A 23,087-nucleotide genomic window follows, 5' to 3' on the forward strand; every position below is an offset into this window, starting at 1 on the left:
TGGTACTATCAAGATGCAACATAGAAAACGCTTACAAAAAAAGGAGGAATTCGATGAAACGAAAGAGTATGAAGCTTCTTTTCGTAATGTTGGTTGGTTTTGCACTTACCATTCCTGCAGTAAATGTAAATGCGGCGGTCACTAGCAATGAAACTGGCACCCATGACGGCTACGATTATGAATTCTGGAAAGATAGTGGCGGATCTGGAAGTATGACACTCAATAGTGGTGGTACATTCAGTGCCGAGTGGAATAATGTCAACAATATTTTATTCCGCAAAGGCAAGAAATTCGATGAAACACAGACACACCAGGAAATTGGAAATATTTCGATAAACTATGGAGCCGACTATCAGCCAAACGGCAATTCATATTTAACAGTCTATGGGTGGACAGTTGACCCGCTCGTCGAATATTACATTGTCGATAGCTGGGGCGACTGGCGTCCACCAGGAGGTACGGCCAAAGGCACCATTACCGTTGACGGTGGCACCTATGACATCTATGAAACTACTCGAACTAACCAGCCTTCGATTATAGGGACGGCAACATTCCAGCAATATTGGAGTGTTAGGAGATCGAAACGTACGAGCGGAACAATATCTGTTAGCGAACACTTTAAAGCATGGGAAAACTTAGGAATGGAAATGGGGAACATGTATGAAGTTGCACTGACGGTAGAAGGCTATCAAAGTAGTGGTTATGCTGATGTGTATAGTAATACACTGACTATCGGTGGAAACTCTGGTGACGATGGAGGATCCGGCGGTGATGGCAGCCCTACAAGAATGGAAGCGGAAGATATGACGAAAAGCGGTCAGTATACCGGCAATATTAGTTCACCATTCAACGGAGTTGCTTTATATGCCAACAATGATTCGGTTAAATATACACAGTATTTTGCCAACGGAAACCATAGTTTCTCACTCCGTGGTGCTTCCAATAATTCGAACATGGCTAGAGTCGATTTAAAAATAGGCGGGGAGACAAAGGGTACGTTCTACTTTGGTGGAAGCAACCCAGCTGTCTATACAATAGATAATGTCAGCCATGGAACTGGAAATCAAGAGATTGAGCTCGTTGTAACATCTGATGACGATACGTGGGATACTTATATTGATTATTTAGAGATACACTAAAACCACTAGGCGACAAACAAAGGTTAGATTAAAATCTGATCTTTTTGCTTATCAAATCCCGGCAGGAAAGTTTCCGCCGGGATTTTTTTCAACTAAGCAAGTATTAATAATTTTTCTATTAAAAGACCCAAAAAGAAAGATTTCAACAATTAAAGTGAGACTACCATCTAGACGGTAAGCTGCGTGACGACTAATACGACAAGAGTTTATGTTAATACTCTCCTTTTTTTCGTGATATATATCGTAAGTTTAATTGTCTAATTTTAAAAACTTATGCTTTTCTCTAAAAATATATATTAAGATTTAGTTTGTAGTTCTAAATCCCAACGTTCTTCTATTAATTGTCTTCCCCACATAAATACTTCTGCTTTTTCTTCCGTTATTTCAAATCCCATTTTTTTATACAGTGGTCTAGCAGTTTCCATATCACTAACTGTCCAAAGAAAAATGCGTTCATAATTAGAGTGTTTACAGTATTGAATTAAAGACTTAATTAGTTGCGTACCCAATCCCTTGTTCTGAAATGATGGATTGACAAAAAACCACCTTAACTGCCCTACCTTTTCAGCGGCATTTACCAATCCAATACTACCCGCAAACTGACCATTACTTTCAGCTATCCAAATCCTCTCGATTTCAGCCTCAAATGTTTCATGGAGATATGCTAAAAAACTTTCATCCCATTTATGTACTCGGTTATAAAATTCCCATTGCTGCTCAATCATGTTCTTTAAATCCTCCGAAGTATAATAACTTCTAACAGAAATGGATTCCTCTGTTCGTTTTAAAGAGCTAAAAAGAATGTCTTGTATTGTATTCATTGAAGCGACAAGTTTTTGTTGCTGTTCTTGACCTAAGTTCTCCATAATATTATCTACTTGCTGGTTAGCCTTCTTCTCTAGTTCTTTGTAAATTTTTTCTCCGTGGCTGGTGACAAACAAATAATGATTACGTGCATCTTCTTTACTTTTTTGCTTGTAAATCATTTTTTCTTTTTCGAATTTTTTGATAATTCTACTTACATATCCACCATCTAAATTTAAGTTTTGCTGAATGTCTTTAGCCATACAACCGGAGGTATTATAAATTTCAAAAAGAATCCGAGTTTCTGTTAGAGAAAAAGGACTGTCGTAAATATGTTCATTTAAAAATCCAAGAACATCTGTATAGAACCTGTTAAATTTACGGAATGCAAGTCTACAATCATTTTCAACGTTTATCAAATTCACACACCTCTTTAATATCCCAATTTTCCTATATGTTATTGATTATTTATTCTACAACCAAATACTTGCCTAAGTCAACTATTTAATTTTGGTATATTTCTAAAAATTTTAAAAACTAAAATGAATATAATTTTAAACCATGTTACATTCACTTTGTACCAAATATGAAGAATAAGGAAAAGAAAGGACGAATGAATTTATGAAACCTGGATTGCCAATCTTTTTGTATATATGTACTGCTATAAATTTATTTTCTAATATAACTAAGCAAACTCAGCCAGATGCTCATAAAATTAGATATGGTTATTCAATTTCATGTTATTTTTTTTAATCCTTCACTCTCCAAACTCCCCCTTCTGTAATATGGAAAAACATAAATCAGACTTTATCACCTGCTCTATCAACCATTAATTTTAAATAGTTCCTGCCATATGTCTAGTTTTTCTTCAAACGTTTTATTATAACGACCAGGGATTGGGCTTGTTGAAGGTAATTTAGTCACTTTAATCTGCTCTTTCAAATCGGAAAAGTATTTACAAAACACTTGATAGGATTTCGTACCATTACAACCGATTCTTTGGATATTAGGGTATGTATCTAGCAATTCTTTTATTGGATTGGGTTGCGATTCTGTTATTTTTGAATCCAAACTACCTTCTCGATAGCAGGAGCCAATAGTATCCCACAGAGCGATTTGTTTATTACGCAAAAATTCAATTCTTTCTTCATAGTCATTAATCCACCCTTGCTCATAAATTTTAAATAATATCGGCCAGAAATGATTTCGTGAATTGCCATAATACTGCCGTTTCATCAAGGACTGCTTCCCAGGAATAGAGCCAAGAATAAGAATATGTGATCGTTGATCAACAATTGGATCTAAAGAATATATTTTCTCATTGGCCATAGTATCCCACCTTCTCTTAAAATTCACACTCTATATGTATATTTTTACGCCAACAATAAGCGCTAAGTTACAATAAACTTCTACCATATTTAACAAGTCTTATGATATCATTACCATAAAAAGACCCTATAGACAACGAAAAGCCAAAGGGTCATGTTCAATCATTTAAATTTTAAAAATCCGTTTAATAACCACGGGACATCATTTCTTGTTTGCGTTTCTCCAAAGTGGAGCCGGATTCTTTCCGATGCCATTCTGCGTAATATTCTTGGAACGATCAGAAAGCCTGCAATCGTCCAAATACCTAACACTCTTCGGGTGGACAAATAACCATGCCGTCTGCTTTATCTAACAACAACCTAAAAGATTGGACTTCTTCAGGATGAGCCTCCTCCTCTAAGCTTAATCTATGCTCCTTCTACAGTTAATCTTCTTACCTTTATCCCTTGACACCACCAGCAGTAATTCCTTCGACTAAATATTTTTGAAAGAATAAAAAGACTAGTAACTGCGGAATAATCGATGCCACAGACATCGCAAACATTGGTCCCCAAGCAGATAAAGATGAAGGATCAGAAAACATCTGCAAACCTAACGCAACAGTATATAGCTTCGTATCATTCAAATAAACTAGAGGTGTCATAAAATCATCCCAAGTCCAGTAGAAAGAAAAGATCGCAACCGTCGCTAAAGCAGGCATCGTTAGAGGTAAGATCACACGCCAAAATATCCCGAATGTACTACAACCATCCATATATGCCGCTTCATCCAATTCACGAGGGATACCACGGATAAACTGAACCATTAAAAAGATAAAAAATGGAATCCCACCAATAAATGCCGGCACAATTAACGGTAAATAAGTATTTACCCAACCAAGTTTATGAAATAAAATATATTGAGGGATTAACGTTACTTGTTGAGGTAACATTAACGTAATAATCATACATACAAATAATGGCATTCGAAATCGGAAGTTCACTCTTGCAAATCCAAAAGCAACTAGTGTCGATGAGAATAAAGTCCCGATCACAACCATTGTAGTTACAAATGTCGAATTAATAAAAAATGTGGCAAAGCTAAGATCACCGAACCCTTCCCACCCTTTTAAAAAATTGCCCCATCTAATTTCTGAAGGAATTAAGGATGCTGCATTGCGAAATATCTCATTTTCAGGTTTTAAAGAACTCGCAATTGTCCACAGTATTGGATAAATCATAAACAGGCCTAATATCCAAATTGATCCGTGATAAATAAGTGTTTTGAGATTTTTTTGTCTTTTCATCCTTATTTACCTCCTTCCGATTCGTAATAGACCCAGCTTTTAGCTGTACGAAAGATAAATGCCGTAAAGATACCACAGATTAATAATAATATCCATGCTAATGCGGATGCATACCCCATATCAAAATGGGCAAAAGCTTTCTCATATAAATACACAGCATAGAATAATGTACGATCCATTGGTCCACCTTCCGTAATCAAGAAGCTTTGCGTAAATGCCATAAACCCTTGAATCGTTTGCATCACTAAATTAAAGAAGATAACTGGTGATAACATAGGAATTGTTATTTTGATAAATTGGTGAAGCGGACTAGCTCCATCTACAGCTGCTGCTTCATACAATTCTGCCGGTATCGCTTTCAAACCAGCTAAAAAAATAAGCATTGGTGAGCCAAATTGCCAAACAACTAATATGATCAGTGTGGAAAGCGCAAAGTCAGGGCTCGTTACCCAACTAACCGAAGGAATCCCAAACAACGATAAAATATCATTAATCGCACCTTCTCGACCAAACAGTTGCTTCCACACTACCGCTATCGCTACACTTCCTCCAAGAATAGAGGGCACATAGTATAACGTTCGATACAACCCTACGCCTCGTCGTTTTGTATTAAATAACATCGCCACAAATAAGGCAAAAGCTAATTTAAGAGGAACACTACCAAAGACAAAGATAAATGTTACTTTTATTGCTTGCCAAAACCTACTATCATTAGTAAACATATTTATGTAATTATCTAATCCAATCCAAGTAGGGGGAGATAATAAATCATAATTAGTAAAAGAAAAATACAAGGATGCGATCATAGGTCCTATAATAAAACCTAAAAAGCCAATTAACCATGGTGCAATAAACGCAAACCCAATCAAATCGACCTTCCATTGTTTTTGCAGCTTACCACTGTTATATTTCGCTACATCAGCCTGCTCTGACATGTTCATACCTCCAACAATTAGGGTAGAAGCCATCTCATAATAAGATGACTTCTTGTTATACTTACCTATTGGTCTTTAGCTAATATTTCAGATGCTTTCGTTCTGAAATTCTCAGCTGCTTCTTCTGGAGTTACTTCACCATAATAAATCGGATCTTGTACTTCATTTGCAAATAATGATTCAATTTCTGTAGAACCTTGTGGATCTGGTGGGTCAATTTCCCGGCTGTACTCTTGTACTAACTCTACGTACTCAAACATTTTCCTACCTGCTTCAGATGCATTTTCCTTTAAGTGTTTACGAACCGCTCCTGCGATTGGCACTCCTCGTTCTGCATTCAATATTTCATTTGCTTCAATACTATTAGTAAAGAAACTAATAAATTTAGCAGCTTCTTCTTGTTGTTCTGAGCTGTCCGCTACAGAAAAGAATTGACCAGGCTTAATATAATGACCAAGTTCGCCACCTTCTAAACTAGGCTGAAGCATTAAATCTAATGGTCTTCCGGCTCCTGACTCAATGGCGGTGATTTGATTACTGTGAATATCCATGACGATAGCTGTTTCTTCATTTACAATCGGAAATTGTTCCACATTTGTACCGGCTGTCATAAACACATCAGGTGGAGCTGCTGCTCCCGATTCCAACATATCTACGGTAATCTGTAAGTAATCTACTAATAATTGATCATCATCATAACCAAGTTCTGTTCCATCTTCACTATATAACCATTGATCATGTTGTCTTAAGTAATGTTTAAATCCCATCACGCCTGCACCTGGATGTACACCATACACATTATCACCTAAGTTATCAGAAAGCTTTTTTGCCTTTTCTTTCAATTCTTCCCATGTATAGCCTGGCTCTAGTGAATCTATGCCTGCTTCTTCAAACATCGCATTATCTACTACAATCGCATGTGCGTTGGCACCAATATTCACTGCGTATAACTTATCATCTATGATTCCACCATCGCTATAAGTATCTTCCACATCACTTAAATCGAGATCAGCACTATCTACGTATGTGTTTAAATTTGCTAGCAGGCCTTTCCCAGCATATTCCGCTAAATATTTATAATCCATTTGGACAATATCTGGTAAGTTGCCACCAGCAGCTTGTGTTGCCATCTTCTCCCAATAACCATCCCACCCAGTAAATTCTGCAGTAATCGTTACATGTGGATTTTCTTCCATATATAAATCAATTACTTCTAATGTGCGATCATGCCTATCTTGTGATCCCCACCAGAGCATTCGTAATTTTACTTTATTACTACTATCTCCATCTGTTTCAGACGCAGAGTCACTCGAACTACATGCGACTAATAAACCACTCATAACCAAAACAAAAAATAGATAATACCCTTTTTTTGTCACGTGAATTCTCCCCTTTTTCATAAATTTTTTATAGTTTAATTACTGAAACCCTCTTTCAATACATGAATATTATTGATAGCATGATTCCCGATAATCATGACAATAAAGAATGTTAAACTTATTCCTATTGAGAATAATAGCTGTGGGAATGCTAAAGACAGATATAACACACCGAAAATCGCTATTGAAAAGCCAATTGTTTTGATAGGATTTAACATACCTACAATAAATGAATATTTAATATAACCGAAAAGACTTAGTTGATAATGTAAATAAGTTGGGAATATATACAATAACGTAATCATGAACCAAACAGAAATAATATAAAAACCTACACTCACTACGTGACTTCCAAAACCTTCTTGATCCATAAAAAACTGTATATCAAAATAAATAATGAAACCAATCGATCCTAGTACAATTGCTAATTGATTTACCTTCAAGAAATGCGATCTGTACGTCTCCCAAAATAGTTTACCTATCGATGGGACATGTTTTTCTGTTAATAGATGATGTTGTACTTTACAAACCGCCAATGTTGCAGGTATTACCCCAAATAGGATCATGCCGAAAATTGTAAAAAGGAACCATAACATATTTAAATAAACTAGTTGCAAGAGGTGAATACAGAAAATCCTTACAATATTCGTTACCTTTTCCATACTCATGGGCTAACCTCCTTTCGACAGTTGTTATTTTTTCTGTTATCTTTTAAAATGAATGAATAATAAATCGTTACGTTAATTATATTATGGCTTCACATATAAAAAAGGGGTTACAATTAATATTTCCACTAAAAAGTTAAGCGTTTACATTAAAGGGTGTCTCTATTTAAGAATTTCGTAGAAATAGATACTTTGAGATCGGGAAGGAGATGGAAAAAGTGTATAAAGTTTTACTAGTGGATGATGAGAAAGAAATTCGTTACGGTCTTAAAAACTATTTTCCATGGAGTCATCTAGGCTTTGAAATTGTTCATGATTGTGAAGATGGTAAAAAAGCGCTTGAATATATAGCCGATAACCCAATTGATGTTTTATTAACAGATATCCGAATGCCTGTGATAGACGGCCTTGGGCTTGCGAAACAGATTTATCAAAAACATAATCAGATTCATACCGTTATCTTAAGTGGTTATCGAGATTTTCAATATGCAAAGGAAGCCATGAAATTTGGGGTGGTCGACTATATTGTTAAACCAGGTAAATATGAGGAGATGCAAGAGGTATTCTCCCATTTGAAGAAGAAATTAGATACGTGCTTAACCATCCACTCGGCAAAAGCGACTGGTAATTATTCGGATAATATTATTGATACCATAAAGAAATATGTAGAGAATAACTATGCTGACATATCACTAGGAGATCTTGCTAATCTATGCAAAATGTCACCAAATTATTTAAGTACTTTTTTCAAAGAAAAGACAGGTACCAATTTTTCCTCTTATTTAACAGAAATCAGAATGAAAAAAGCGTTACAAATGCTAAATGACTTTGACTATAAGACGTATGAAATCAGTAATTTTGTCGGCTATAGTAATCCAAAAAATTTCACCAGAACATTCAAAAAATATTATGGCATAACACCGAGAGAATACCGACAAACAAGCAACCACCAAGCTGAAATACGATGAATAAAATATTAATTAAAAATATAATCCTCTTTTTATTTCCTGTTTTAATACCGGTATTCATACTCGGATCATTTGCTATTATTATTACCGACAAATATATGAAAGAATCAATTACAACCAATAACCTAAATCTACTACAGCAATTAGACCAACAAACAAGTCTCGTTCTAAACGACATGCACTTATTACACTTAGACTACAATTGGAATCCAGAAATAATTCTATCACTTCAAAATATACTAGATTCTGAGTATTTAACACTTCAACAAAAGCGAAACTTAGAATACGGTGAAGGCACATTAAGAAGAAAAGAAATTGCAACCCCTTATATTCATTCCATATATATTTATTATAAGAATGATAAAGATCGTGTACTCACATCTAGAGCTGGTGTTACCTCTATCAGCTCCATGCATGATACGGAATGGTTGGAAGAGTTTGATAGTTCCTCTAAGCGGGAAAAGTTATGGATGAAGACACGAAGCATTTCTGAGTTTTCATTTGAATCACCTGAGCCGGTTATATCGATTTACAAAAATATTTTCAAAACGAGCGCGCAACATGTGGAAGGTATTATTGTATTAAATATATACCAAAGCTATTTTAAAGATTTAATAAATGAATTAAATCATTATCAAGATCAAAATATCTTCGTCTTAGACGAAAACCAGCAGAAACTATATGAGAATACAACAAGCAATAGCATAGATCCAGCTGAATTAGATTTAACTAATCAACAGGATTCCTATTCAATAAAGTTAGATGGAAACACATATATTGTCCATCAACTATTCTCTGAGGAATATCAGCTTCGGTACATATCGGTAATTGAAGACAATATTATCTATTATATCCCTAATCAATTAAGATGGTTTACATTATTATTTGTTCTATTATCATTGATATTAGGAGCAACAACCATTTATTATTTATCACAAAAAAATGCAAAACACGTTCACAAAATTATCTCCACTTTAAATACCACTAGTGAACATGGAGAGTGGACGAAGAAATTGTCCTTTAAAGACAACGAATATCAACTTATTGTTCAAAGGATTTTAAAAAATTATGTAACCCAAAGCAATTTAGAAAAGGAACTGAAAGAAAACAAGTACCAGCTACAATCTGCTGAATTGTTAGCACTTCAAAATCAAATTAATCCGCACTTTTTGTCTAATACATTAACTATCATCTATTGGCGAGCAATGGCATTAACAGGTCAACCAAACAAAGTGACAAAGATGGTAGAAACATTAACAGATATTCTTCACTTTTCTTTACGAATCAAGCAACATACAGTGACATTAGCAGAGGAAATACATCACACACAGAATTATATTGACATTATTAAAATACGTTCAGACCATCCTATTTCTATTATTTGGGATTATGACGAACAGCTTTTGAATAAACAAGTACTAAAATTCATGTTACAACCGATTATTGAAAATAGCTTGTCACATGGGGTAGACAAATCGAATCAAGAACTAACTATTAAAATAAAAATTCGAGCTCTAGAGGAGAATATCCAAGTTACAGTTATTGATAGTGGAAAGGGCATTTCGAAAGAGAATCTGCATGCATTGCGAGAAGGTATTCCATCCGAATCATTGTCTACAAAGCATATCGGCTTAGCGAATATTAATAAGCGACTTGATCTAATATTTAATGGTCACTATACATTTATCATCCGTAGTAAGGAAGGATGGGGAACTTCTATTACTATCATTCATCCTATAAAGGATTGATCGTGTTTCAGAATGGTACTCCCTGAGCGTAAAATTCTCCTCTGGAGGGGCGATTCATCCCCCACTTATCACTGCGCACCTTAAAGTGATGGAAGAGGGGAATGAATCACCTGAAAAAAATGGATATGAAATAAAGTGGATAATAAACCTATTTTAGAAGGATACTTTGGTAATGTGATTTACAAGCCCTACTGTGAGATATGTGTACCTATTCAATAAGTTGGGAGTAAGTTAATCTAATAATTGAGCCAGGAGAACGAATTGCTTGTTTTAGTTAGAATAACTTCTTATTCTTCTTTTATGAATAATGTTAGTTGCATAAGGAATTAACTAAATTTCCAAAATCTTTAATATCTCTTAAATAATCATATCCAGTTGGATTGCCAATCTTATTGTACATACGTACTGCTACAGCTTTATATTCTGGTATAACTAAGCAAGCACAACCAGATGCTCCTAAAATTTGATAAGATTCTGCTGGCAGATTCTCGCCTAATTCGCTTTTAAGATAAGTATTTTCATTCTTAAACCAAAAAAATCCGTTTTGAGGTGTATGAAACATATCTTTTGGTGTTTGTATGGAAGTGGTGAATTCAAATAAATTTTTTGGCAAAACTTGCTTACCATGAATATTACCCTTGTTCAAATGTAAGTAGCCCCAGTGAGCAAACTCTCTCGCACTCACATACAAATTTCTTTCAAATCCAGTATCATTATCTAATCGAACTTTCGGTTCTTCTGATAATTCGAAAACATCAGCAACAAGGTTCATCTACTACTAACACTTCACAATCCACTTCTAAATCAATTTCTTTATTCCAAAACTGACACTTATGTCCCTCGATTGGTTTAAAGTTATTTTCCATTACCCATTGTCCAAGTGTATCGGAATTAGTTATTGCTTTCCAAACTTTGTTAATGGGGCTTTTAAATTGAAAATCTAATGATAAATCTGCCATCCGTTATTCCTCCCCTAATATTTTCTTTAAAGATTCCTTTATTTTTTAGTTTCAGATTAAGTTGATCAACGGCATAGGGATAATCACTAATCGTTTAACCCTTTCCCATCTAGAATTTTCTCTATATATTTTTCAATCCTCTCCACTCGTGTTTGAGATTTTTTTGCTTTAGAAAAGTAAAGCATATAGGCTCTTTGTCTTCCTGGTGTCAATGATTCAAATGCATTTTTCAATGCAGGCATTTCATCAAACTTCTTTTGTAATTCTTCAGGAACTGTCATTTCGGGCTTCTTTACAAAATTTACTTCCACGCCTGCTTTCTCCACTTCAATCGCTTTCTGAAGATATACTTTTAACGTAGATTCCATTGCATGAATATCTTGAATGTTGGTGAATCGAAGCTGTCGTTGTACTTGTGAGTTTTCACCAGGTTTGACCAGAATACCTTTAGGGTCATTTAACAAAACACCTTTGAAAAACATAAGTGCACAGTAATCTTTAAACCCTTGTATGATCACTACATTACTTTTCTCAAACGTGTAACACGGTTTGTTCCACTTTATTTCTTCTTTCAGATCACATTCAAGAATTATTTTCCTTAAAATCTCATATTCCTCTTTCCACTTTTTAGATTTACCTATGTATTCATCAACCTGAGGATTCAGGTTACTACCTTCCATAAAGAACACCCCTCTCAAAAATGTGTTTTGTACAATAAACAAATCAGACCTTTGTTAGCCATTGCTTTTTCTACTAGTAGGTTTTTTCCGTATCTATAAAGCATGCTACACTTTTTCAATTGAACTTTCATACTAAAAATCTAATATCCATTATTCCTCTAAAATATCTTTGAGTATCGCTGCTCGTTCACTCCAGAACTTTTCATAAAAGGACAACCAATCTTTTACCTCTTGTAAAGGTTCTGCATTCAGTCGATACTTTGTTTCCCTGCCTGCTTTACGGTTTGTTACTAAATTAGCTTCTCTGAGAATCATCAAATGTTTTGATACTGCGGTACGCCCCATTTGAAAGTGAGGAGTTAATTCATGCAAAGGTAACTCATCTGAATCTGCCAATAAACGTATTATCTTACGCCTTGTTGGATCAGCAATGGCTACAAAAACATCACGCTTTTCATCTACTTTTTTCAAAACGGTCCCTCCCAATACGATACCATATGGTGTCTTTTTTATTTTACGACACCCAAATAGTGTCATGTCAATTGTTTCTCTATATTTACTTATTTAATTCCTTTTTATCTTTAATCTATCTCTCAATTCTTCGTTCTTATAGCTAAACAACGGGACCTTCCGAGAATATTTTTAAAGTTTCTTAGCAATATAAATATTGATCCTTGGAAAGTGAGGTTAACTTATATATGGTTATAAATCGAAAGTACAAAAACTTTTTTTCAATTCTCGGCAAATGGGTAATTTCAGGCCTTATAATTGGTATAGTTGTCGGTTCTGCAACTACTTTTCTTTTAGAAATAAATGATTACCTAGGGAGTGTGCGAGAAAAAAGTGGATGGCTTATAGGTCTTCTTCCTCTTGGAGGAATTATCTTAGGATATATATATATGAATTATGGCAAGGTATATTTTAACAATACTTTAAATGACACTGCTGAACTAAATAATTTAGTGATAGACAGCGTTCATGGCAACAAGAAGATTCCAATCAGATTGGGTCCTATTGTTTACTTTGGAACGTTTCTAACAGTCTTTTTGGGCGGTTCAACAGGAAGAGAAGGTGCAGCTGTCCAAATGGGGGGAAGTGTAGCTGAAGCAGTCAACAGACTCTTTAAGGTCAACTTACTCGATACAAAAATTTATATCATGAGCGGCATAAGTGCTGGATTTGGGGCTGCCTTTGGGGCACCTATAACAGGTGCTGTTTTTGGAATGGAAATGACTGCTTTAGGGAAAATAAAATTGGAGGCATTCGTCCCTTGTCTTGTGGCTAGCTTTGTTGGTCACTTTATGACAACAGCAGTTTGGGGACATAAACACGAAGAATTCATTATACAAAATGTACCAGAGTTGTCTTTTATTACATTCATAAAAGTTATTATTTTGGCTGTTATTTTTAGTTTACTAAGTGTTTTATACTGCCAGTTGAGGCATGGTATACAAACGTTATCTGAGAAACTCTTTAAGAAAAATCATATGAAAAGGGCCTTTGTTGGAGGAATTATCATAGTTGTATTTACATTAATCATCGGTTCACAAGATTACAATGGCCGAGGCTTACAGATGCTAGAACAATCATTCACAGGAGACGTTCCTCCCTTTGCTTTCCTGGCAAAGCTAGTATTTACGGCAGTAACTCTTGGAACGGGCTTTGTTGGTGGAGAAGCAATACCTTTATTTTTTATGGGAGCAACATTAGGTAATACCTTACACATCTTCTTCGATCTACCTATATCATTTCTGGCTGCCTTAGGATTAATCGCTGTTTTTTGTGGCGGTGCTAATACCCCTATAACAGCGTTCCTATTAGCAATGGAGATGTTTGATGGAAAAGGACTAGAGTACTTTTTTATTGCTTGTTTAGTGAGTTATATCTTTTCAGGTCACCACGGATTATGGCCTTCACAACAAATATATGAACCTAAGAGCAGGTTATATAGCATTACAAATGCTGCAACTATTGAAAACATTGAAAAGAAGAAAAAGCTTTAAAAAATCAAATTATAAAATTTTGAAGTATTCTCCCCATTTTATTTTCAGGTAATCGTTCCTAACCTAGATAATGACTATTTTCAATTATGGAGAATAAGAGGGCGGATATCATTCACCATAATAAATAAGCATTCCATCTACAGAGAAACTGAAAAATTTTGTTAGATAAATACATTATAATTGCTTTTAAAAGGGGGATTTTTGTTGGATTTAAACTTTATATGGAAATCAATTGTGATTGTCATTGGTGGAGTACTTATTTTGCGGTTAGCCGGAAGAAAATCAATCTCACAGCTTACAGTTGCACAGACTGTGATGATGATAGCAGTTGGTTCATTAATCATTCAACCTGTCAGCGACAGGAACATTTGGATTACTATGTTGATTACTTTTTTAATGGTAATTACACTTCTTTTTATTGAGTATATCGTTTTAAAATCCAATGCTCTTGAAACTATTATTTATGGAAAATCACTAATTGTAGTCGAAAATGGCCAAATTAACGAAAGTAATTTAAAAAAGCTACGATTAACAGTTGATATGCTTGAGGTGCGATTAAGACAACAAAATATTAGAAGTATTAGTGATTTACAATGGGCTACAATCGAAGCAAACGGTCAGTTAGGCTATATGCTAAAATCGGATAAACAATATGCTACTAAAGAGGATATTAATATGCTGAAATCACTAATTATATCAAATCAATCTAATCCACCTAATGGGACCACACTAAATGAAGCAAGTAAGTCAGATGATATTTTTAATGAGGTGAAAAATAGAAAACATGTAGAAAAACCTAAAAAGAATTTGGATTAGAAATAAAGTGAGACTATGATCAGCGGGGGTTTTGTTCCCCACTGATCATAAGGAGTGTTAGGCGTCTGTTCGAGCCGTAGAGGATGCGATTCATTCTAATTCGATGCCAGGAATAGAAAATATTCCATCAGAAATGGAAGCACAAGTTAAATCGATAGTACCACTCGACCGTAACCAGATACAAACAGTGTGATAAGAAAGGTATCCCTTTAGTTCGAGTAAAAGAATATATCCTGTTTTTCCACATGGATAACATCTTCTTCATTTTAACTCCTCAAAACTTTTGCTTTTAACAAGTGAGTAGCCAATGAGAAATATTATAAATTGTATCGGGAATGAAAAAAGAGAATTCCAATCAATTGGCCTATATAATCCTAGCCATTGAAAAAATAGTTCGCCAATAAATGAGCTTAAAAAGGCATAAAAGATAGCTTTTAAGATAGGTGATATATTTGGCTTTATTTGTACAAGCACAAGGAAAATAACAGGAAGAAGACTTAAATCCCAAGGGAAGAAAGAAGGTAAAAACGGTATAAGTTCATACCTGTAATCCCAATAACCCAATTCCGCTCCAAAAGAATCCAGGAACATCGAGATAATTATGGTAAAAAAAGCGCCAAGTAATAAACGGTTCGTGGAATCCTTTTTTCTAAATTTCCACCATAACAGCCAAGGAATAATAGATAGTATCAAAAAAAGCCACCATTGCCAAGATAGAAGCACATACTCTATCCAAACTTCATGATCCTTTTGATTAACTACAACTAGACTTCTATAAACATCATCAATTTTTTTTGCAACGTCATCTGGAATAATCATTTTATCATTCCTTTAATGAAATTCTTAAATCATTCAATATTATAAGTTTAAACAAGGGGCTAGATTTTATTCCAATTCTCTCCAACCATTAAAAGATTCTCACCTTCGCATTTGTACTTGCTCACTCTCAATATAAATACGTACTCATAAGAAGTGTAGAAATAATTTCCTACATGAGTATAATGGGAATTAGCTCTAAATTTTTCTCTATACTACCAACGTGAAATCATCTCAATGATTTATTTAACTCCTTAAACATGGAAACAAGGCACTTCCATCGCTAGGAAGCACCTAAAAAATTAAATGATAAACGAAATAATTCAAGTGTACGACTTGCAATTGAAACTTTCGAACAAAAACCACAAAAAATTATTTATGCTCCTGGCGTTGGAGTGGCTCTGAATGCATTTACATGCTTGTCCATCACAACCTGTCCATCACTTCCCGAATCAAGAATCGTATTTTGAATCGATTCTTTTTCTATCAATACGGTTGTTACGGTAAGCCGCTCTGATGCTTCGGTAGTCAACAAAGCGTCTACTTGCGCAGAGAAACAAGAATCACTTATCTTGGCATGAACCTCCGTAGCAACAACATGATTATTAGAAATATAATTTCCATTACCCGAAACAATACGTATGATTACAGGTGTAGCACCTATTGGCTTGATGTTCTGAGTATTAACTACTTTAGAAAAGTGATTAGCAATTACAGAATTATTATTGCCACTGATATAGAGAAGACCATACAAATCATCTAAACCATTGTCTATTCCAAGAAAAGGTGTCCAAGGTTCATGGTCACGTAAAAAGTGATTTGAAGAAACCAAGTTTTCCGAACAATTCCCCTTGAATACCACCATTCCTGGATAAAATGAATGAAGTCTATTATTTGTGATACTGGAACGTGTCACACCATCAAAATAGATACTGCTCGCACCTCGTGGAAAAACATTATTCGCTGTAATTAAAAGCCCACCAAAATTTTGAGCGTAAATTGAATATCCTTTAAAACCGGCTCCTATCAAGTTATCGGTTATTTTTGAAGCCTGTCCCCAACCTCGTAGTTCAATACAGTTACCACATTCCGCTATGAAATTATCATGTATAGTCAGTGCATCTGCATGATAAATAGTAATTCCATGTTCTAAATACACAAACCCCATGCCTGTAATTCGAAATGAGTCACAAGCACTTGCAACATAAATACCCGTTTTCCCATTAGTGTACGTGTTTTCCGGAGTTGTTTTTCCTAAACCATCTTCAATAAAATGCAAACCATCAATACAAAAGTCGGCAAACTCTACCGAACTTATTCGGGGATTTCCACTTCGTTCAATATAAAATGCAGCTCCTTTATATTCCTCGTCATTTATTTCTAGGGGAATATCTACGAGTATGCGACTTCCTCCCGGCCATAATTCATGCAAATCCTCCCATTCATTCTCAGAAGTATTAAAACGGATACTCGAAGATGTAAACCCGTGTCCAGAACCCATAATTTTAAGATAACTGATGTCTATAACTACTTGACTGACAAGATGATAATCTCCCGGTGGAATATAGATAACCGCACCTGGCTTTCCGCCTTTATTCACATCAGTATCCGTTTGCCTGCTTTTAATATCTGCTATAATGCTGTTGATTACCTCACCAATATCCTCATAAGGATTACCGACAGGCCACTCTGTTACGTCGTAATAATTTTTACTAGCCATAAATAAATTCTCCTATCCATTTAGTGTGTTTGTTCATAAACTACTTTTTCCTTGATATAGCTGGAAGTAAAGCCTTACGAATTAGTGAAAAAGCCATTCGGAAGGGAGTCACTATCTTCTTATTCTTTTAACACCTTCAAGGCCAATCCAAAGTTGCCGATGGTTGCGGAACCGTTGTTTTCGATGCTTGGACGAACGATGAGTTCTTCTAAATCTGGCGTGGCAACGTAGTCATTGTTAAATTGTTTGAAATACTCGCGAACCGTTGGCATATCTGATTCTTGGAGGACAGAACCTCCAAAGACAATTTTCTCTGGTGCCATGTTCACGAAGGTATTGAAGGCAATTTGTCCTGCATAATAGGAGATAAAATCGAAGACCTTGTGATCTCGAGGGAGTTTTTCTCCTTTAATCCCCGTGCGACCTTCTAGCGTTGGACCAGCAGCAAGTCCTTCAAAGCAATGATTGCTGTGAAAAGGACAACCTCCCACATACGAATCTTCAGGGTGTGCGATAACCGTCGCATGTCCCATTTCAGCATGGGCAATTCCGCTGATAAACTGCCCATCTTGGAGAGCGCCACCACCGACACCCGTACCAAGCGTGAAATAAACCACCGAATTAGCACCACGCGCAGAACCCTTCGTATACTCTCCGTAAGCCGAAGAATTTACATCCGTGGTGAAATACATCGGGATATCAAAGGCCACTTTCAAGGTTCCTAAGAAATCAAATCCAGACCAATCCGCTTTAGGGGTATTCAGCACATGTCCATAAGTTTTCGATTCTACTTTCACATCGATCGGTCCAAAGGAACCAATGCCAATAGACGCTACCTCAAATTGTTTAAAGAAATTGATCACGTTTGCCAACGTTTCTTCCGGTGTTGTCGTTGGAAACTTTGTTATTTCCTTCACATTGAAATCGAAATCCGCCACGGCAACAACAAACTTCGTCCCTCCTGCCTCAATCGAGCCTAATAATTTCTCGGTCATTTCAACTTTGCTCCTTTTCTTTCACTCATTACTATGAAACGCCTCTAAGAGCATTACTTTTTTCATGGCCGACAGCGAATACAAATTTTGTACCACCAGACCACAATACATTCCATTCTCCTCTATTATTTCCATACTGATCTTAAAGACCATTTATCTGCTTTTAATACTTTTGCTTTCCCTTTTTCAGCAAATAAATCTACTTCGATACTAGAAGTGTGAGGATAAATCCTATTTGTTATAACTTGCTCACCATGATTCACAAATAACTCTATGGATGTAGTATCAAGAAATACTCTTAAGTTCAACTTTCCGTTAGTTTTAGGACTATAAGGCGCCTTATAAATTCCACTTTCTCCTTTACCAGCTGATGTTAGATCCACAATAATCTCCTCATTATTCGTATCTACTTTAATAATTGTTTTTTCTGATCTATCTGTAGAGCATCTTAAATGAAGACCAAAAACAGGTGAATCTGAATTAACTATATCAAAATCAATGCATAACTCAGTTGCAATTCCATCTAACTTAGGAAAGCTGTGCACTCCATTTATTACAATATTCTCAATGTGATGATGATTATGTCTCAAGGCTTTTAATTCTTCAATTGGTTGCTGTATAAAAATCCCGTTATGATTATAGGTTAATTCTCTAGGAATGGTCATAGCTCCAACCCAACCGTCTCCCTCAGATGGTCGTTTTGAAAACCACATGTCCATCCACCCAATCATAATTCGTCTTCCTTTTTCATCTATTAATGTCTGGGGGGCATAGAAATCATGACCATAATCCAAGAGTATACTTCTTTCTTGGGAGAATTTTGCGGTATTGTAATCCATCTCACCAAAAATAATAATAGGTTTTTCATTTTTCTCCCCATACATCGGTGACAATATAAGAACATGTTCTTTTTCTAATGGAAACAGATCTGGACATTCCCACATATCTCCTTGTTTACCATTACTTTCGGCCACTACTCCCCTATATGTCCAATTTATTAAATTGGATGATTGATAAAAGAGAGCCTTTCCTTTCCCGTCTTTTTTAGAACCTACTACCATATAATATTGATTATCATATTGCCAAACCTTAGGATCACGAAAATCTTTTGAACCATCTTTTGGAAAATGATCAATTACAGGATTTTGATTTTCCTTTGTGAAATTTATACCATCCTCACTTTTAGCTATACACTGAACTTGCATAGGATCACGTTCAATAGAATGCCCCGTATAAAATAAGTACAATTCATTATCTTTTTCGATAGCACTTCCTGAGAAACAGCCATGATCATCCATTGTACCAATATCATAATATTCAGAAGGTGCTAATGCCACGGGAAGATGTTCCCAATTGACTAAATCTCTACTTTTTGCATGCCCCCAATGCATCGGCCCCCATTTTGGAGCATAAGGGTAGTGTTGATAAAACAAATGATATTCACCATTATATTGGACAAATCCATTCGGATCGTTCATCCAACCTACAGGTGGCATCATGTGATAGTTTAATCGATATTTAGAGTTTTTTACCTTTTCTTGTTGTTGATTTATATAAATATTTGCTTTAATAGCTTGTTCACTATGATTATATGTCATAAATTTGTCCCCTCTACTTTGAAGTAATAATTAATCTTTCTATCCTTTAACAGATCCTAAGGTCATTCCACTTACAATATATCTTTGAACTAGTATTGAAAATATCATTACAGGTAAGCTAAAACTAACTGCAGCAGCTGTCATAGGACCAAGATCTAAGTTATATGCAGTTAAAAATTCAGAAATTCCGACTGTAGCTGTTTTAGCATTTGTACTAGTTAATAATAAAGCAAATAAAAAATCGTTCCATGCTAGCATAAAACAAAATATTGATGTAGTGGCCAAACCAGGTAATGACACTGGTAATATTACTTTTAAAAAAGATGTAAAGATATTACATCCATCTATTCTTGCCGCTTCATCAAATTCTTTCGGAATATTATTAAAAAACCCCATCATTAGCCATATTGCAAAAGGAACATTTATGCTTGTATAGGTTATAATTAAGGCCGCATGAGTATCAATTAATCCCATTGAATTAATAATGATATACATAGGAATAGCAATGCTTATCATAGGAATCATGCGAATACATAATGTGATTAAAAGAAATACATTTCCTAACTTCGATGAAAATCTCGCTAACCCATATGCTGCCAATGCGCCTAAGAAAACAGACAAAGCCGTACTAATAAAGGCTGTAATAAAACTATTAAAAAAGTAACTTAAGAATGGCATCTGATTAAACATAGAAATGTAATTCTCTATAGAAAATTCTCTTGGAAAAAAAGTTGGAGCATTACTTATTGCTTCTGAAGACGGTTTAATAGATGTAAAAATAATATATATATACGGACTTATAAATAACAGTGCTAGTATGGTTGTGATTAAACCTATAAACTGTTTATTATATTTCCTAATCAACTGAAACAGTGATTTTTTTTCTTGAGTTGTATTACTTAAAGATTCCATTTTACATCTCCTCTCTATTTTTTGTTTGCTTTAAACATACTTATAAGGAAGTAAGAGCTAAGTAATAATAGAAGAATGATAAATAGCACTGCCATTGCGCTAGATTCACCAACCTCACCATACCTAGTTAATGTTTTATACATATAGGTACTCAACACTTCTGAAGAATTAGCAGGTCCACCTTGTGTTAAAACCCAAACAATGTCAAATGTTCTTGCTGCATCTACCGTTCTTATTAAAATCGCTACAACCATTACTGGAAGTAAAGATGGTAATGTAATATAAAAAAATGTTTTGATTTTATTTGCGCCATCAATTCTTGCTGACTCATACAATGTAACTGGAATTCCTTGTAAACCAGCAAGCAATACCAGCATCATAAAAGGTGTAGTCAACCAAATATCAGCAATAATGGTCGATAATAGTGCTGTCCTATCATCTGATAACCATTGAATAGCATGCCTACTCGAAGTGATGTTAAAGTCATACAATAATTGATTCACAATACCAAATTGACTGTTCAACATAAATTTCCATATTAAACCAGACACTAATGGCGCAATCATTAACGGACTCAGTAAAATTGTTCTAACTAATCCATGCCCTTTAAAACCTGTATTTAATAGCATAGCGAAAAATAACCCCAAAAGTAGTTCAGCACTAACTGCAACAACAACATAAATCAGCGTGTTAGTTGTTGCTCCCAAGAAACGATCTGATTTAATAGATTCTATATAATTATTTATACCTACAAATGTTCCTGAATCTTGTGAGATCATATCTACTTGAAAGAAACTATCTTTTATCAAAAGCATCACAGGAAAAAGTAGAAATATAAGCATAAAAATCCCTGCTGGTGCGAAAAATAAAAAGGATATTTTCGATTCTTTTGTCATATAATCATTCTCCTTCTAAAATGATTTGATTGAGAAAAGGATAGGAAGTTAACCTACCCTTTTTTCACCTTTATGCTTAATTTACAATACCTTCGATTATTTCTTTTGCTTCATCTAAGGCCTCTTGAGCCGTGACCTCTCCACCAAGTACTTCTTGTACTGCCGGAATTAACGCTTCACTTTCAATTTCTTGCCATTGATCAGTTGAGGGGCGATTTTGAGTTTGTTCAGCGTTCAATGTGGTAGCCAATGGTGTTAAATGAGAATATGTTTCTTCTTGTCCATACTCTTCAAACACAGATTGTCTTGCTGCTACGCCTAAAGCATCTGCATATAATTCATTTTTATCATACATAAACTCTAAATACTTTTTAGCCGTATCCTTTTTGTTAGATGAAGATGGAATTACTTGATACCAAGGTCCCGGTACAACACCAATTCCTCCTTCACCCGCAATCATTGGAGCAGCTCCGACTTTTCCAGCTACATCAGACGTATTGGGATCATTTGCTGGTACATAGAAATGTCCCCACGCTAACATCATTGCTAAGTTTCCGTTATAAAATAATTCTGCTGTTTCAGCTGAAGCCGTTTCCAAAGTATTTTCTGGAACAAGACCCTCTGTTGAAACTAAATCATTCAACATATTTAATGCTGCTACATGATATTGATCATTAACAACCACTTCTCCATTATCATTCAATATCAAATTATCTGCTCCAGCCTGTGTTACGTGGTCTAACCAACTTGCTACTGAATCACCTGAACTCGCACCAAAAACAGTTGTTCCGTAAAGCTCTGGAAAATCTTCATTATTGCCAAAAAAGCTTGCTATATCTTTGTATTGTTCCCAGTCATCTGGTGGTGCTAATTCATACCCAAACTCATCTTCAAATGTACTTTTATTGTTTTCGTCTGCAAATAGATCTTTCCTATATAATAAGATTTTTGAATTTGTCCATGTCGGTAATCCGTAAACATTGTCTTCAATCGTTGCACCATCAATTAAACCTGGAAATAGATCTTCACTTATTTCCTCCGTTACGATGTCTTGAATAGGTTCTAATCCTTCATAAAGTGCTGGAAGCCAAATTGTATCAATGGTTGCAACATCAAAAGCGCCTGCACCTGTTGTTAATTCTGTTCTCATTCGATCATACACACCTGTATATGGTACAGATTCGATTACCACTTCATAACCAGTCTCTTCTTTAAAAGAATCACGTGTTTCTTCGGCAACTGTCTCTGCAGGACTTCCACCTTCAACTAGTACTGTCAATGTATTATCTTCGTTATTTTCCTCTACAACTTCATTATCGTCGTTATCATCTCCACATGCGGATAAAAATAATCCAACAAATAATAGAGTTATTAAAAATAATAATTTCTTATTCATATAATAAACCTCCCGCAAAATATTTTTAGACTTCCTATCTTTTA

Annotated in this window: 22 protein-coding genes and 1 pseudogene; 6 read left to right on the forward strand and 17 right to left on the reverse strand. The window is 35.1% G+C overall.

The features are described 5' to 3' along the window. The first annotated feature begins 53 nt into the window (after window positions 1–53). A complete protein-coding gene (locus J5J03_RS11500; RefSeq protein ID WP_208589670.1) occupies window positions 54–1,139 on the forward strand; it encodes a glycoside hydrolase family 11 protein in 1,086 nt (361 codons plus the stop codon). A 296-nt stretch (window positions 1,140–1,435) separates the two neighbouring features. Here J5J03_RS11500 and J5J03_RS11505 read toward each other — a convergent pair whose 3' ends face one another. From J5J03_RS11505 to J5J03_RS11530, 6 genes are all read right to left on the reverse strand, one after another. Continuing rightward, window positions 1,436–2,362: a bifunctional helix-turn-helix transcriptional regulator/GNAT family N-acetyltransferase gene (locus J5J03_RS11505; protein WP_208589671.1), complete on the reverse strand. Its 927-nt coding sequence runs from the start codon at window positions 2,360–2,362 to the stop codon at window positions 1,436–1,438. A gap of 403 nt (window positions 2,363–2,765) precedes the next feature. Next, a complete protein-coding gene (locus J5J03_RS11510) occupies window positions 2,766–3,272 on the reverse strand; it encodes a DNA-deoxyinosine glycosylase (RefSeq protein ID WP_208589672.1) in 507 nt (168 codons plus the stop codon). A gap of 439 nt (window positions 3,273–3,711) precedes the next feature. Further along, on the reverse strand, window positions 3,712–4,557 hold the full coding sequence (locus J5J03_RS11515; RefSeq protein WP_208589674.1) for a carbohydrate ABC transporter permease: 846 nt from the start codon (window positions 4,555–4,557) through the stop codon (window positions 3,712–3,714). A gap of 2 nt (window positions 4,558–4,559) precedes the next feature. Continuing rightward, the gene (locus J5J03_RS11520; RefSeq protein ID WP_208589675.1) at window positions 4,560–5,492 is read right to left on the reverse strand and encodes a carbohydrate ABC transporter permease; all 933 of its coding nucleotides are present in this window, start codon (window positions 5,490–5,492) and stop codon (window positions 4,560–4,562) included. Window positions 5,493–5,557: 65 nt separating this feature from the next. After that, window positions 5,558–6,871 carry an ABC transporter substrate-binding protein gene (locus tag J5J03_RS11525; RefSeq protein ID WP_208589676.1) on the reverse strand — a complete coding sequence of 438 codons (1,314 nt, stop codon included), beginning with the start codon at window positions 6,869–6,871 and terminating at the stop codon, window positions 5,558–5,560. Window positions 6,872–6,906: 35 nt separating this feature from the next. After that, window positions 6,907–7,539 carry a YesL family protein gene (locus J5J03_RS11530; protein ID WP_208589677.1) on the reverse strand — a complete coding sequence of 211 codons (633 nt, stop codon included), beginning with the start codon at window positions 7,537–7,539 and terminating at the stop codon, window positions 6,907–6,909. Window positions 7,540–7,754: 215 nt separating this feature from the next. On the opposite strand from J5J03_RS11530, the gene J5J03_RS11535 reads away from it, so the two are divergent. Next, window positions 7,755–8,504: a response regulator transcription factor gene (locus J5J03_RS11535; protein ID WP_208589678.1), complete on the forward strand. Its 750-nt coding sequence runs from the start codon at window positions 7,755–7,757 to the stop codon at window positions 8,502–8,504. After that, a complete protein-coding gene (locus J5J03_RS11540) occupies window positions 8,501–10,252 on the forward strand; it encodes a sensor histidine kinase (protein WP_208589679.1) in 1,752 nt (583 codons plus the stop codon). The genes J5J03_RS11535 and J5J03_RS11540 overlap by 4 nt, the downstream gene beginning before the upstream one ends. Before the next feature lie 310 nt (window positions 10,253–10,562). Here J5J03_RS11540 and J5J03_RS11545 read toward each other — a convergent pair whose 3' ends face one another. The 4 genes from J5J03_RS11545 to J5J03_RS11560 form a co-directional block, all read right to left on the reverse strand. Further along, window positions 10,563–11,024, reverse strand: a complete 462-nt coding sequence (locus tag J5J03_RS11545; protein ID WP_208589680.1) for a hypothetical protein — start codon at window positions 11,022–11,024, stop codon at window positions 10,563–10,565. Further along, window positions 11,008–11,211, reverse strand: a complete 204-nt coding sequence (locus J5J03_RS11550) for an SRPBCC family protein (RefSeq protein ID WP_231710706.1) — start codon at window positions 11,209–11,211, stop codon at window positions 11,008–11,010. The genes J5J03_RS11545 and J5J03_RS11550 overlap by 17 nt, the downstream gene beginning before the upstream one ends. Window positions 11,212–11,297: 86 nt before the next feature. Continuing rightward, on the reverse strand, window positions 11,298–11,891 hold the full coding sequence (locus J5J03_RS11555; protein ID WP_208589681.1) for a YdeI/OmpD-associated family protein: 594 nt from the start codon (window positions 11,889–11,891) through the stop codon (window positions 11,298–11,300). Window positions 11,892–12,041: 150 nt separating this feature from the next. After that, window positions 12,042–12,362, reverse strand: coding sequence for an ArsR/SmtB family transcription factor (locus tag J5J03_RS11560; protein WP_208589683.1), 321 nt, complete (start codon window positions 12,360–12,362; stop codon window positions 12,042–12,044). Window positions 12,363–12,589: 227 nt separating this feature from the next. Between J5J03_RS11560 and J5J03_RS11565 the strand changes: the two genes are divergently transcribed. From J5J03_RS11565 to J5J03_RS22250, 3 genes and pseudogenes are all read left to right on the forward strand, one after another. After that, window positions 12,590–13,894 (forward strand): voltage-gated chloride channel family protein, encoded by a 1,305-nt coding sequence (locus tag J5J03_RS11565; RefSeq protein WP_208589685.1) that lies wholly within the window; start codon window positions 12,590–12,592, stop codon window positions 13,892–13,894. A 204-nt stretch (window positions 13,895–14,098) separates the two neighbouring features. Then, window positions 14,099–14,710, forward strand: coding sequence for a DUF421 domain-containing protein (locus J5J03_RS11570; RefSeq protein ID WP_208589687.1), 612 nt, complete (start codon window positions 14,099–14,101; stop codon window positions 14,708–14,710). A 73-nt stretch (window positions 14,711–14,783) separates the two neighbouring features. Beyond that, window positions 14,784–14,903 (forward strand): annotated as a pseudogene (locus J5J03_RS22250) (Lin0512 family protein); the annotation flags it as partial. Between the two features lie 68 nt (window positions 14,904–14,971). Here J5J03_RS22250 and J5J03_RS11575 read toward each other — a convergent pair. The 7 genes from J5J03_RS11575 to J5J03_RS11605 all read right to left on the reverse strand — a co-directional run bounded on the left by J5J03_RS11575 (window position 14,972) and on the right by J5J03_RS11605 (window position 23,043). Then, window positions 14,972–15,529 carry a CBO0543 family protein gene (locus tag J5J03_RS11575; RefSeq protein WP_208589688.1) on the reverse strand — a complete coding sequence of 186 codons (558 nt, stop codon included), beginning with the start codon at window positions 15,527–15,529 and terminating at the stop codon, window positions 14,972–14,974. Window positions 15,530–15,902: 373 nt separating this feature from the next. Beyond that, window positions 15,903–17,246, reverse strand: a complete 1,344-nt coding sequence (locus tag J5J03_RS11580; RefSeq protein WP_208589689.1) for a NosD domain-containing protein — start codon at window positions 17,244–17,246, stop codon at window positions 15,903–15,905. Window positions 17,247–17,365: 119 nt separating this feature from the next. Next, a complete protein-coding gene (locus J5J03_RS11585) occupies window positions 17,366–18,241 on the reverse strand; it encodes an ROK family protein (protein WP_208589690.1) in 876 nt (291 codons plus the stop codon). A 125-nt stretch (window positions 18,242–18,366) separates the two neighbouring features. Next, complete coding sequence (locus J5J03_RS11590) at window positions 18,367–19,839, reverse strand: glycoside hydrolase family 32 protein (RefSeq protein WP_208589691.1); 1,473 nt, start codon at window positions 19,837–19,839, stop codon at window positions 18,367–18,369. Window positions 19,840–19,878: 39 nt separating this feature from the next. Next, the gene (locus J5J03_RS11595; RefSeq protein ID WP_208589692.1) at window positions 19,879–20,751 is read right to left on the reverse strand and encodes a carbohydrate ABC transporter permease; all 873 of its coding nucleotides are present in this window, start codon (window positions 20,749–20,751) and stop codon (window positions 19,879–19,881) included. Window positions 20,752–20,765: 14 nt separating this feature from the next. Continuing rightward, the gene (locus tag J5J03_RS11600) at window positions 20,766–21,647 is read right to left on the reverse strand and encodes a carbohydrate ABC transporter permease (RefSeq protein ID WP_208589694.1); all 882 of its coding nucleotides are present in this window, start codon (window positions 21,645–21,647) and stop codon (window positions 20,766–20,768) included. A gap of 76 nt (window positions 21,648–21,723) precedes the next feature. Continuing rightward, window positions 21,724–23,043 (reverse strand): extracellular solute-binding protein, encoded by a 1,320-nt coding sequence (locus tag J5J03_RS11605; RefSeq protein ID WP_208589696.1) that lies wholly within the window; start codon window positions 23,041–23,043, stop codon window positions 21,724–21,726. Window positions 23,044–23,087 lie beyond the last annotated feature (44 nt).

Origin of the sequence: Gracilibacillus suaedae (genome assembly GCF_017599345.1) — a bacterium.
Classification (GTDB): domain Bacteria; phylum Bacillota; class Bacilli; order Bacillales; family Amphibacillaceae; genus Gracilibacillus; species Gracilibacillus suaedae.